Origin of the sequence: Staphylococcus gallinarum, from assembly GCF_000875895.1 — a bacterium.
GTDB lineage: Bacteria > Bacillota > Bacilli > Staphylococcales > Staphylococcaceae > Staphylococcus > Staphylococcus gallinarum.
Genome location: NZ_JXCF01000001.1, coordinates 391,523 through 405,251, shown reverse-complemented (window position 1 = coordinate 405,251; position 13,729 = coordinate 391,523). Strand labels below are relative to the sequence as shown.

Below are 13,729 nucleotides of genomic sequence, written 5' to 3'. Positions count from 1 at the left end.
AGGCGGTGATTAATATCAAATATAAAATGATTGCTAAATATATCCGTGATAAAATTTTACACGGCGATTGGTTCATAGGAATGAAAATCCCTTCTCACAGAAAGTTAGCCGAACAATTCAATGTAAATAGAGTAACAATTATAAAAAGTATTGAATTATTAGAATCTGAGTCCTTTATTTTCACTAAAGAAGGTAGTGGTACATATGTAAATGATTATTTAAATAATCATTCCACCTTTAATAACTGGGCACAGTCAATGGAATGGTCTGCTAAATCAAGAAGTGAATACACAGTACAACTAATAAACAAACTTGAGACAGATTCAAATTTTATACATATAAGTAAAGGAGAGTTAGGAAAGAACTTAATTCCTGAAATCAAATTACAACAAGCTATGATTTCTGTATCTAAGTACATCGGAGACTTATCCTTTGGTTACAATAATGGTTATGGTTACCTAAATTTACGTAAATTAATCGCCAAACGACTACAAGAAGATGGTATAGATATTAGTTTTGATAATATTTTAATAACTTCTGGAGCGCTACATGCCATTCAATTATTAACAACAGGATTTCTTAGCCAAAACGCTACAATATTTTTTAATACACCATCTTATATTGAATCAACGCATGTATTTGATAGTTTCAATATGAAAAAAGTAAGGATTCCATATAATAATTTATATGATTTTAAAAATATTATCGATAATTATTCATTTACAACTGAGGGCGCACTTTATATTGAACCTACGTTTAATAATCCAACTGGAGCGTATTTACCGATAGAAACCCAAAAAGATATAATAAAATACTGCCAAATTCATAATATACCTGTGATAGAAGATGACATATATAGAGATTTATATTTCACAACAAGTCCTATACCATCTATGAAGTCTCTAGATAAAAGTGGAAACATAATTCATATTAGTAGTTTTTCAAAATCTGTAGCTCCTGCACTTCGTATTGGATGGATAGTAGCTTCAGAAAAAGTCATTGAGCAACTAGCTGATATAAGAATGCAAAGTGATTATGGCTCTAGTATTTTGTCTCAAATGGTTATCTATGAGCTTCTTAAGAATGGTGATTTTGACGACCATGTTAATCATCTACGAAGCAAACTAAAAGAAAAGCGAGATTATATGATAGAAATTTTAGCTGAGCATTTTTCTCAAATTGCAAATTGGACAGTACCAAAAGGTGGATTTTTCATTTGGGTAACTTTTAATGAAAATATTAATATCAAACAAGTCTTTTTTGACTTAATAAATAAAGAGAATATTCTCATTAATCCTGGTTATATCTATGGCAGTAAATATAATACTGTTCGCCTATCATTTGCCTATGAAACAGTAGAAAATATACATTATGCATTAATCAAACTTAAACAATATGTAAATCAATATTGTTAAAAATAAAAGCAACAGTATACCAATGACATTACTACAATTATTGAATCTTAAATGTAAACACTCTCGTCACTTTGATTAAATTGAATCATACGTAGATGTTTTATTAAACTCTCTATTTTAATGTTTAGTGTCATTATGTTTCTGTTGCTTTATTTTACTATTCAAATCTCAATTCAAAGTTAAATTTAATTTCTTTTTCGTTCAATTTGTATGCTTCTTTTAATTCAGGGCCACAACTATTGGATCCTATACCGCTCTGTGCATAATCTATATATAGATACGTATGATTATTTTCGACTAATTCATCTTTATGCTTTTTATGAGTCAATTCTGCTAATGAATAATGGCTTGCATTAAAACTATATGGTTGCGCACTCGTTACAATTACTTTATTTATACCGTTAGCAACTTGCATAAATGTAGTATTGTTATGACTGCCTGTCTCTTGAGGTTTTATGTGCTGATCTCCATTTTCTGTAACCGTCGTATTAAAATAATCTAAATATGTTGCGACACCTTTGTCGCTATAGCTACTATATGGACCATTGCCATAATAACTTAACTGTTCATATCGATCTATAAGTGTAATAGCCATGCCAAGTCTTGGTAAAAATGGTGCAAGGTCATTCTTTTCTAACTGGTAATCCACTTTTAATACCCCTTCATGATTTATTGTCCAAGTCAGTGTCCCCCAAAGAATCGGTGGTACAACATCATTAACGACTACAATATCAAATTTAAGACTGAGCTCATTCTTACTTTCTCGAATTTGGTAATCACGGACACGTGTCGAGGCATCTTCATATCCTGCATACTTCCAGTCAGATACAATTTGAACATCATTATCTATTGGTGCTCTCCATAAATTAATTTTTGTAGGTTCATTTAAGATAATATTTCCTGATTTTATTATTGAAGTTAAATTCGCCGTTTCCTTATCAAAACTATAGCTCCAATCATGAACAGATATATTAACTTGTCGCTCTAATTCTTCATATTCTATGTGGCTTTGATTATTTCTTTCTAATTCAATATTTCTTCTCTTATAGATAATTTGGTCATACCCTAATTCAAAATATTGTGAGCGAAGCAGTTCATCATTCAATAAACTATATTTAAAAATCACAGTACTCACATTAGAACAATCTACATAATTTGATAGATTTATCACCTGCTCACTATGTGGTTCAAAGTTTTCAAAATGAATTGCCACTTTTGTTCTATCACCGTTTAATTTTGTAATTATAGCTTCAACTAATAAATAATTTTCAATATTTGTAAAATCTAATTGATTTCTAAATGTTAAATATTCATCTTGTTGCTGAATTATTTTTAAAGGCTGGTGCTCATATTTAAATTCATAGTACCCTTCATGTGGTATACGATCTGGAGAAACAATACCATCCACACAAAAATTACCATCATGTAACTTTTCACCAAAGTCTCCCCCATATCTAAATACCCCTTCGCCATTTTTGACACCGGTCTGAATCGCATGATCACACCATTCCCAAACAAAGCCACCGATAAAGCAATCATATTGTTCAACCAGTTCCTGGTATGCATGTAAATCTCCAGGTGAATTGCCCATTGCATGTGCGTATTCACACAAGATAAATGGCTTATCTAAATGCTCATTCTTCAAATATTTCTCTTCTATTTCTTCAGGAGAAGGATACATTCTACTGATCATTTCAACATTAGATAAATCATAATGCTTATCACGATTTCGATAATGTGTTCCTTCATAATGTAAAGGTCTTGTACTATCCAAACGCTTGGCACGATCTAGACCTCTAACCATATTAATACCGAATCCTGATTCATTACCCATAGACCATGAAACGATAGAACTATAATTCTTTAATGGAACTATTGATGCTTCTATTCTCTCAATGATAGATTGCTGATATTTAGGATCGTCAGTTATGATATTGAAATGCTCATTCTTATCTTCCCCATATAGTCGAACCACACCATGGGTTTCAATATCTGCTTCACTCATCACATAAAATCCATATTTATCGGTCAGCTCATAAAATAAAGGAGATTTCGGATAATGTGCCGTCCTAATCGCATTAAAATTACCTTGTTTCATTAGTTTCATATCTTTGGCAAATTGTATTTCACTCATTACATAACCCGTATTCGGATCACTATCATGATAGTTCACGCCTCTAAATTTAATAGATTGGCCGTTAATATAAAATTGATTATTTTTTATTTCTACTTGGCGTATACCAATATTTTGCGTAATCACTTCATCATTTGTGGCAATCATTAATGAATAGAGTAACGGACTTTCTGCAGACCATAACAGTGGTTTATCTATTTTAAATTTGCAATAATCACTAACGATATTTTCAGATATAAGACTCCCCGCAGGATCAAATAGTGATAATTTAACATTTTCTAAATGTTGTTTATCTATTAAGTCCACTGCTATAGTTGCTGTATTTGATTCATTATCTACAATAGTTTCGATCTTGAAATCATTCAAACGCGCTTTTGCTCTTTTTAAAATATACACATCTCTAAATATACCTGAATGTCTAAACATATCTTGGTCTTCAAAGTATGTTCCGTCTGAATACTTTAATACAATTACTTCGATTGCGTTAACACCCTCATGTACATATTCAGTAATATCAAATTCAGATATTGAATGTGCAATCTGACTATATCCCACAAATTGCTGGTTAATCCATACATAAAAAGCACTACCTACACCTTCAAAGTTCAAGTGATAATCACTAACATCGCTAAATTGTTCAATTTCAAACTTACGTTGATATCTCCCACAAGGATTGTTTATAGGAACGTATGGTGGATCAAATGGTATTGGATATTGCGTATTTAAATATTGCAATTGATCAAAGCCGTATAAGTTCCAAACCGATGGCACAGATAACTCCTTTTTCGTTTCTTTAAACGAATGATTTAAACAGTTATCGAACGTTTCATAATAGTCGAATTGCCAGTCACCATTCAATAAAGTAACATTTGCTGTTTGATATCTCGTTTCAAGACGATACGATGATTCCCCTTGTTGAAATGGAATATAAAAAGCACGTCTCGGTAATTTATTTATATGTTGCACCTCAAAATTTTCATGATACTGTTGTTGTAACATCTTTAGCATCCTCCTTATTCATACGTTCATTATGTTCTCTCTGACGTTTGTAATAGAGTGTTTGCTCTACATCCTTTAAAAAATCGCCCTTTAAATTAAATGCTTTGTGATATAAAAATGCCGCTAGAAAAACAAATATGACAGGCGCCACAATAATCATTACTCTCAATCCATTAATTGTAAGTGCTGTTTGTGATTCATTCGGCGTATAACCCAAAATGGTTAATCCCATTCCTACAATCAAAGCAGCAATAGCTTGTGAAGCCTTTGTTAAAAACGTATTAGTCGATGTAATAATACTTTCATTTCTCTGTCCAAATTTCACCTCGCTATAATCAATAACATCGGCTAATGAAACAGTTGTTATACCTGTCATAAATCCTGAACCAACTCTTAATAAACCGGCACCAATAATAACTGGAATCGTAACCTTTGGAATAATAAATCCAGCTATTAAAATAACTGCTAAACCGGTAACAATTAAGATAATTGCTGTATTAAATGCTTTCGTTCTTCCCACCCATTTTATAAATCTAGGAAGAAATAACAAACCAACCATTTCACATAAAATCATTGAATTGAATATAGAAAATAAATGTTCTGCATTAACCGCATATTTAAAGTAATATATAATCGATCCATTTAATGTTTGCATACATAGATTAAAAGTAAGTAATACACCCATAATGGCTAGTAATTCTTTATTTTTAAATAAAATACGCCCAATATCTTTAAAGTTCACCTTTATTCCAATTTGCTGCTCCATTTCTTTATCTTCAGGTACTTTTATAATCGTTACAGCAATTGTAAAAATAAAGACAACACTACAAATAATTGCAAAGACAAATATTCCTACAGAATCACTGCCTTTTCCAAACAAATCTCCTAATTTATGAATAAAAAACAACCCAAATGTACCTACTGTAAATGCAGCTAAACTTGCAAAAAATCTAGGAATTACTGAAACTTCTTCACGTTCTCTAGGATTATGCGTTAAGTTTGGTAACCATGACCAATAAGGTATATCCATCATCGTGTAACTCATTCCCCAGGAAATATACAAGACCGAAATATACACATACATTGCACTTTGAGGTAAATCAAAATTAGTGAATAACAGTACTGTAATGACTGCATTCACTAGCGTCCCGATAGTTAGCCACGTTTTAAATTTACCGAAATTATTACGCGTATTATCAACAATCATCCCCATTATTGGATCATTAATTGCATCCCATATACGTGCAATAAATAACATTACGCCAACAAATGCTGGTGATAACCCGACAATGTCCGTTATGTAAAACATTAAAAATACGCTAACGATATTAAATATCGCATCTTTACCAATTGCACCAAAACCAAAAGAAAACTTTTGCATACCTGTTAAATGTCTATCCATCACATTCACCTCTATTAGCAAATAATATAAAACGCTTACAAATAACTTAAGTTTATTTTACTTGTATAAAACAAATATTATGAATAGCATAATGATGATAATATATGGAAAAATGTTTCATTATTCTTTGAAGTTGTGGTTTTATAGACATAAGAAGCTATAATTTCTATGAAATCGAGGTGTAATGTCATGCAATTACTTTGGAAAAAATTCCAAAAGAAGCACATTGATGCAAATCTAGTTGAATGTGGTATTGAGGTTGGTGTGCCTAATGTAGGTTACCAATATACAGTAATAAAAGACGCCGTTTTACATATTGTTACAAATGGAGAAGGCACATTTAAATGTCAGGATGTGGAACATCACTTAAAAGAAGGTGATATATTTTTATTAAAGAAAGGTGAAACTGTTGAATACTATCCTTCGTTTTCAAATCCTTGGACGTATTATTGGCTTGGCGTGGGTGGAAAGCAAATTATCAATTATCTCAATCGTTGTCAAATTGTTGATAATTACGTTATCAGCAATGAGGATACTTCCGATATTAAAACAATTATTCAAAATGTCTGTGAATTATCTAAATCAGTTGATACACAAAACGGTTCGGACATTTTAATTATACAAAATTTATACCAACTCGTTTATCAGTTACAGACATTATTCCCTAAAACATTTTCAACCGAAATAGCAATTATAAATGAAGACATTCAACATGCTGTAGATTTTATCAACAGTAATTATCATAGAAATATAATGGTTGTCGATGTTGCAAATCATGTAAATATAACACGCAGCCATTTATTTAAGCTATTCAAAAAAAATTTAAATTGTTCACCTAAAGATTATTTAACTTATATTCGGATGTACCATGCATCTCAATTATTAATTAATTCTAATTTGATGATTTGTGAAATCGCCTTAAAAGTAGGTTATAAAGATCCCTTGTTATTCTCTAAAATCTTTACAAAACATTTTGAAATAAGTGCATCAAAATATCGTACAAATTTTTCAAACAGGCAAATATAAGAATTGGGCAATTGAATATTTTTGTTTTCTTTTATAAAAAATATTCAAATAGTACGATATTTGGGTATATTTTATTTATAAAGATTTATTAACTTAAAATCATACATATAGGGGTGCTTACTATGCAATTTAAATTGAAAGAAGCGGATATTTTAGAATATTTGGAGTTGAATTTTCCACAACAAAAATTTGAAAAAGGTCGGTTGTTGATTGGGCAACAAAGAAGATCTGACTTATCTATTTTCTATTTAGGCGAAGATTTCTTGGCAAATGTAGTAACGAAATTTAACACTTTTGAATATCGTGAAGCAGTACAATTAGACTACGATATGATTGATAAAATCACATTAAAGGACGCCTTATTATTTAGAAAGATGTATATAAAAAGTGGAGAACAAACTTTGAAATTTGGAACTTCCAGAGCGCTATTAGCTGATTTCCAAAATGATAATTATAATGCCTTTATTAAAGGAGAAAAGCAACGCGTTATTTTTGAAAATGGTCAATTTGTATAAAATACAGAATCTGGGACATAAATACTTTGCATTAAGCTCATCAAAGATTTTTGATGGGCTTTGTTATTGTTATCGATACTCAGTATTGTTATTGCTCGCTTACCTAGGGGGCTGGGTCGATCCTTGGTCTCGACACGCATCCTGCTCCCTCAGGTGTCTCGCAAACAATACAAAGTTCATTGATACTATTATTACAAAAAATAAGACACTTTCGTATCATTTAATAACTTCACTAAACTAAATTAACGTGGTGTCTTATGTATAAAAAATTAAACATGTCTCAATCAACTCTACCAATGGAAACTAAAATAAAGAAGGCAATCTCAACAGAAATTGCCTTCTTATTCGGTTAGCACACTTAAGCTATAAATATATTGAATTTGGTAATTAAGTTAACTAAACTTATTAAATCTTCACTAAAATTTTAGCTTGTGATTTGTCATTTACTAATTGTTCAAATCCAGACGCCACAATATCCTCTAGTTGAATTTCGTCAGTAATCACATCTTTTACTTGTAAGTTACCTTCATTAATCAAATCAATTGTTTGTTGGAACGTAGTAGGTGTATACGCAATCGTAGATGTTAATTTAACACCAGTATTCGTTAATTGCATTGGATGCCACTCAATAGGATGACCGAAGATTGAGACAATCACGACCGTTCCACGTGCTTTAGTCACATCAATAGAAAGTTTGAGTGTTGGCGCTACTCCTGCAACTTCAAATGCTACATCAACACCACTGTCAGTATTATTTTTAATTATTTCAACTGGATCATCTTCACCAGAATTAATGACATGTGTAGCACCTAAATCTTTCGCTTTCGCTAATCTTTCTGGTGATAAATCGACGACAAATATTTTACTTGCACCCGCAGCTTTAGCGGCTACAACTGTTAGCAAGCCGATTGGTCCAGCACCAAAAATAGCTACTGTATCTCCAAATAATACTTCCCCTTCTTTGATAGCTTGCACAGCAACTGCAGTTGGCTCAACTAATGCGCCCTCTTTGTCAGAAACATTATCCGGTAATTTATAAACATTTTCTTCCGGAACATTGGTAAATTCCGCAAAACCACCATCTGAACCTAAACCTACAAATGAATAGCCATCATATAAATCAATATTTTCTTCTTTTTCACGCTTTGAAACAGTTGGGTTAACTACGACTCTATCACCTTTAGCAAATTTATTAACATTTGCGCCTACTTCTTCAACTACACCAGCAAATTCATGCCCTAAAGTTACAGGTGCTTTACCACCAAGAAATGGATCAGGTTTATCAGTTGAAATAAAAATAGGTCCTTCTAAGTATTCATGCAAATCCGTTCCACAAATACCAGCCCAAGATACTTTAACCTTAACTTCCCCATCCTTTAATTCATTTTGTGCACGCTCTTCAACTCGAACATCCTTTTGACCATACCATACTGCAGCTTTCATCGTATTACCTCCTTATTCTTTATAATTTAATGGTACGCCACTGTTTTTATATTTTCAATTATATAGTAAAGTTACAACACAAAAATTTAAATATTTTTATATCGAATATATTGTTGTTATAAATTATTTCGCTTTTTATTTGTAAAAAATAAACGCTAATCGTTGATCACAACAATTAACGTTTAGGAAAGTTTATATTAGTTCTTACTATAGATTCATATATCTATGCTGATAGTTACTTATTTTTCATCAGTTGAACTTCTGTTGTAGCAAGGTTTCGTTCTGCTTGTGCATGCTCTCTAATTATACTTGGAATAAGAAATGCATCTATAATAACCCAAATTATAGTAGGAATGCCAAAGGTCCACCAAGATGTTAATAATGTTAATACTAATAAGCCTACAGCTGATCCTGTTTTGCCTAAATAAAATCTATGGGCGCCAAAACCACCTAAAAAGAACCACAATAGATATGCTACACCTGTAGATTTTGAATTATTTGCTACTCTCTGTTCAATATAAGCTCTTTCGTCAATATTCATTTACATTGTCCCCTATTGTCTATGATTTATAAATATATTTTAACACAATAAATAATCAGAAAGAACATAACTTTTATGATTTTAATATTTTCAAACGAATAACTCCTTAAATTACTATTTTAAAAATTTTATTAGCTTTTCAACGGCATTGCAAATCATACCGAATTATCAATCACTACCTATTCCACAATCTATTTTTAATTTAGTAATTCTTGTACATATTTACGCAATCCGCTAGAACCTTCTTTTTCATAAATTTTTGTAATTTCACTACCTATACCAATTGCCAAGCTACCTGCATCTAACCAATCTTGTGCATTAGCCCTATCCACACCACCTGTTGGGATAAACTCTAGTTGAGGTAATGGCCCTTGAAAGTCTTTAATTGATTTTGGACTAAATTGATTCGCTGGAAATAATTTAATGATATTACAGCCATACTGACTCGCATTTATCATTTCTGTTACAGTCATACATCCTGGAATATAAGGCACATCATAACTGTTTGCTAATTTAGCTGTATACTTATCAAACCCTGGACTTACTATAAAAGTCGCACCCGCTTCTATTGCCGATTCACTATCTAATATAGTACCTGCGCCAACTACAACGTCCTCATATTGTGATAATTCTCTAATAATTTCATTTGCTTGTGGTGTTGTTGCCGTAACTTCTATAATTTTCAATCCATTATTAATTAAAATTTGGGCAATATCAATGTATTTTTGTTTATCTGTGGTTCTATAAACTGCAATTAATTTGTTACTTTGTAGTTCATTTAAAACTTGTACTGATTTCAATTTATAGCACCTACCAATTTTTTTATTTTAAAAGTCTACTCAACGTTTGTATGTTGTGCATTGGCGCTTTGATTTGTTGTATTGTCACGTTCTGCTAATTTTTGATTTAATACATCTAACGTGATGTGTACAGTTTGATCAAATAAGGAAGATAGTAGTTGTGATGATTTCACACCTGTATTTACTTTTGTAGCTCCTGGAACAATTATGGTTTCGTCTGCTAATTGTGCCAATTTAGAATTCTCATCGCTTGTTAATGCAATTACGGTAAGTCCTAGTTTCTTAACTTTCTCCGTTTGAGTGACTATACTCTCAGTTGTACCAGATCCAGAAATAGCTACCCAAATATCGCCTGCTTGAACGGAAGGTGTAATCGTTTCTCCTACTACATAACTTTGATATCCGATATGCATTAATCTCATCGCAAATCCTTTACCTTGGAAACCACTTCTTCCAGCACCAACAACAAATATTCTCTGCTTTTTTGTTAACTTTTTAACCACATTATCTATTTCATTTTCATCTACTAAATTCATCACTTCTTGAATTTCATTCATAACAGTAGTAATCGTACTCATGCTTTTAATACCTCCATAAATTTTTTTGCTGTCTCAACGATACTTTTTGATGTAGTTATTTTAGAACCCACTACAACAATGTCTGCAAGATTTTGCTGTGATATTTCTGATGCTGCATTGTAATCTATACCACCTGCAATAGCTATGTGTTCTACATGTTCATGTAAAGATTGGAATTCTTCTATTTCAGCAATTGCTGACACCTTTTCATTTGCATCCACAGAATGATGAATCAAATAGACTGCTTCTGAAAAATTATCAATTGCTGCTATTTGTTTATGATTTAAATTAAGTAAATCAATCATCATCGTGCCATTATATTGCTTGGCTACTTCATAACAAGCTGCTAACGTTTGATAACTTGCTGCACCCATTACTGTCACAATATCTGCACCGTGTCGAAATGCTTGATTAAACTCATACGCACCCTCATCAATCGTTTTACTATCAATCAATATTTTACTATCTGGTGTAACCTCAGCTATTTTTTCAATAGCGCTATTTCCATAATCTTTGATTAATGATGTTCCAATTTCTATAATACCTACATTACCATTTAGCTTAGTCGATAATTTAATAGCTTCATCTAATGAAATTCGATCTAACGCAACTTGTAATTTCATCATTCATACTCCTTTTCTATTGCTTCTAGCTCAGTTCTGTTTGGATAGCCATCATTATCACCAGAGGACTGTACTGCAAGCGCTCCAATTATATTACCTCTTACTACTGCGGACTTGATGTCGATACCTTCTAATAATCCAGTAATAACACCTACCGCAAATCCATCTCCAGCACCTACTGTATCTACAACATGGTCAACTCGTTGTCCTGAAATTGTCATTCCAACTGTTTCACCTTTTTGCTTTATATATGCTCCTTGTGCTCCTAATTTAACAATTACTATGCTCGTTTTCTCACTTTGAGTTAAATAGAAGTCTGCTATCTCTTCTGGATTGTCACTACCTACTAATATTTTCCCTTCATTAATACCAGGTAAAATTATATCAGCATGCTTAGCCAAGTAATTAAGTGTATCTCTCATTTCTGTTTCAGACTGCCATAACTGAGGTCGTAAATTTGGATCAAATGTTGACGTGATCTGCTTACGATTAATTAACTCTATCAATTTATTAAATGTAGTTAATGATTGTTGTGAAATAGCAGGAAAAATACCTGATAAATGGACAATTTCTATATCATCCCAATCTATTTTGTTTAATATTTCTTCATTAAAGTTCGCTGCTGCAGAACCTTTTCTAAAGTAATGAATATCTGGATCTCCTTGACTAACACGATTTTTCAATTGATATGCTGTCCAAAAATCATTTGTCTTTTCAATATAATCTGTACCTATATTATTTCTAGTTAGTTCGTTTTCAATAAATTTACCGAATGGATCATCACCAAGTCTTGTAACATATTGTGTGCTATGCCCTAATCTCGATACACCGACTGCTACATTAACTTCTGCACCTGCTAAGTATTTAGTGAATTTTTTAGCTTCAACTAAGCTTTTATCAATTTCATCTGAACCAAATAACGCAATAGGTTCTCCTATGGTTAAAAATTTACTCATATGTTATCTCTCCTTATAAAATAAAGTATGCTAAGAATAAGTTGATTGCTGTTGCTATCCAAATCCACGGTAGGCCTGTTATTAAAAATGTTTTAGTATCTAATTCATTATATTGAACTGCCCATAAATTCCAAGATTGCGTAATACACGCTGAAATACCAACCATTGAAGGTACGACAAGCAATCCATATAAGAAGTATTGATCAAATAATCCAGTACTAACAAAGATACTTGCCGTAGCTGCTCCTGCACCGTATAAGAATAATGGCCCTCTAAAATATGCTAATGGAGCTAGAAAAACCATAATCACAGTTAACAGTAATGTATTATCTGGAATTATATGTTTAAATACATCATTAAAGTCAGCCATTGCATGAACCGCAGCTGCTTGGAACATATTCAGTACAAATAGCATAATAATTAACCCTGCAATATCACTAATTGCGTTATATGCCGTATTGTTTATCATTTTAATGAGTCCTGTATACGTTTTCATATTTCCAGTTGCAAATAAAGCAACTATTATTGATAAGAATAGTGCTGGAACTGCATCCCAGCCTAAGATAATATTTAATGCTACAGGTAAGATTGGTAATATGTAAGTCCATGGTGAAACCTCTTTAATCTCAGTATTTTCATCTTCTGTAACAACCAATTTCGATTTACCGTTTTGAATTTTTTTGCGATTATACAAAATAAATGCAATTGTAATTCCCATCTGTACTAACATTGCTGTAAAACCAAACTTTTGATATCTTAAGCCCCACTCTATTTTCGGGAAAAACACTTGAAACTGCACAAACAAGACATTATTAATGTACATCGCTGCACCAATCGATAAAGTAAAAACTGACACAGCGATGTGTTTTGGCACACCTATGGAATACATAATTGGGAAAATAATTACACCAATCGCTATGGCTGAGCCAACTCCATAAGAACTTGAAAATATTAATGCAAGTACACATGAAATTAGAATTGTTGCTACCACAGGGTAACGATTACCTACTGTTTGAGTTCGTCTACTAATACTACCAGCAATACCCGTATCAACTAGTACACGACCAAACCAAGACCCAAATATAATATTCACAATAGTACTTCCATACTTAAGTACAGGCTCTGTATAGATCTCTTTAATGGCTACATTTAATGGCACCAATCCAATAATAGTCCAAAGAATAGCCATAATTAAAAATCCTAAAGTTAAATTCCCACCACGCATGACAAAAATGACAAACAAAATAAATGTTAACAATAGCAATACACCAGTAATAGCTGCACCCATAACCTCACC

The 13,729-nt window shown here is 32.0% G+C and carries 12 protein-coding genes; 3 read left to right on the top strand and 9 right to left on the bottom strand.

Annotation, left to right across the window (positions count from 1 at the left end):
- Positions 1 to 26 precede the first annotated feature (26 nt).
- Positions 27 to 1,415: an aminotransferase-like domain-containing protein gene (locus SH09_RS01770; protein ID WP_042737888.1), complete on the top strand. Its 1,389-nt coding sequence runs from the start codon at positions 27 to 29 to the stop codon at positions 1,413 to 1,415.
- A 157-nt stretch (positions 1,416 to 1,572) separates the two neighbouring features.
- Here the strand turns inward: SH09_RS01770 and SH09_RS01765 are convergent, their stop codons facing one another.
- Positions 1,573 to 4,548, bottom strand: coding sequence for a glycoside hydrolase family 2 TIM barrel-domain containing protein (locus SH09_RS01765; RefSeq protein ID WP_042737887.1), 2,976 nt, complete (start codon positions 4,546 to 4,548; stop codon positions 1,573 to 1,575).
- Positions 4,526 to 5,950 (bottom strand): melibiose:sodium transporter MelB, encoded by a 1,425-nt coding sequence (melB, locus tag SH09_RS01760; RefSeq protein ID WP_042737886.1) that lies wholly within the window; start codon positions 5,948 to 5,950, stop codon positions 4,526 to 4,528. The genes SH09_RS01765 and melB overlap by 23 nt, the downstream gene beginning before the upstream one ends.
- 189 nt (positions 5,951 to 6,139) lie before the next feature.
- On the opposite strand from melB, the gene SH09_RS01755 reads away from it, so the two are divergent.
- Complete coding sequence (locus tag SH09_RS01755) at positions 6,140 to 6,976, top strand: AraC family transcriptional regulator (protein ID WP_042737885.1); 837 nt, start codon at positions 6,140 to 6,142, stop codon at positions 6,974 to 6,976.
- Positions 6,977 to 7,098: 122 nt separating this feature from the next.
- On the top strand, positions 7,099 to 7,491 hold the full coding sequence (locus SH09_RS01750; protein WP_042737884.1) for a hypothetical protein: 393 nt from the start codon (positions 7,099 to 7,101) through the stop codon (positions 7,489 to 7,491).
- Positions 7,492 to 7,896: 405 nt separating this feature from the next.
- On the opposite strand, the gene SH09_RS01745 is transcribed toward SH09_RS01750, so the two are convergent.
- The 7 genes from SH09_RS01745 to SH09_RS01715 form a co-directional block, all read right to left on the bottom strand.
- Complete coding sequence (locus SH09_RS01745; protein WP_042737883.1) at positions 7,897 to 8,934, bottom strand: 2,3-butanediol dehydrogenase; 1,038 nt, start codon at positions 8,932 to 8,934, stop codon at positions 7,897 to 7,899.
- A gap of 235 nt (positions 8,935 to 9,169) precedes the next feature.
- Positions 9,170 to 9,475, bottom strand: a complete 306-nt coding sequence (locus SH09_RS01740) for a TM2 domain-containing protein (protein ID WP_042737882.1) — start codon at positions 9,473 to 9,475, stop codon at positions 9,170 to 9,172.
- Between the two features lie 197 nt (positions 9,476 to 9,672).
- Entirely contained in the window at positions 9,673 to 10,275 is a 603-nt protein-coding gene (gene eda, locus SH09_RS01735; RefSeq protein WP_042737881.1) for a bifunctional 4-hydroxy-2-oxoglutarate aldolase/2-dehydro-3-deoxy-phosphogluconate aldolase, read from the bottom strand.
- A gap of 35 nt (positions 10,276 to 10,310) precedes the next feature.
- A complete protein-coding gene (gene hxlB, locus SH09_RS01730; protein WP_042737880.1) occupies positions 10,311 to 10,853 on the bottom strand; it encodes a 6-phospho-3-hexuloisomerase in 543 nt (180 codons plus the stop codon).
- Positions 10,850 to 11,476, bottom strand: a complete 627-nt coding sequence (locus SH09_RS01725; RefSeq protein WP_042737879.1) for an orotidine 5'-phosphate decarboxylase / HUMPS family protein — start codon at positions 11,474 to 11,476, stop codon at positions 10,850 to 10,852. Before SH09_RS01725 ends, hxlB begins: the two co-directional genes overlap by 4 nt.
- Positions 11,476 to 12,432 carry a sugar kinase gene (locus tag SH09_RS01720; protein WP_042737878.1) on the bottom strand — a complete coding sequence of 319 codons (957 nt, stop codon included), beginning with the start codon at positions 12,430 to 12,432 and terminating at the stop codon, positions 11,476 to 11,478. The genes SH09_RS01725 and SH09_RS01720 overlap by 1 nt, the downstream gene beginning before the upstream one ends.
- A gap of 13 nt (positions 12,433 to 12,445) precedes the next feature.
- Entirely contained in the window at positions 12,446 to 13,720 is a 1,275-nt protein-coding gene (locus tag SH09_RS01715) for a gluconate:proton symporter (RefSeq protein ID WP_042737877.1), read from the bottom strand.
- Positions 13,721 to 13,729: the final 9 nt, after the last annotated feature.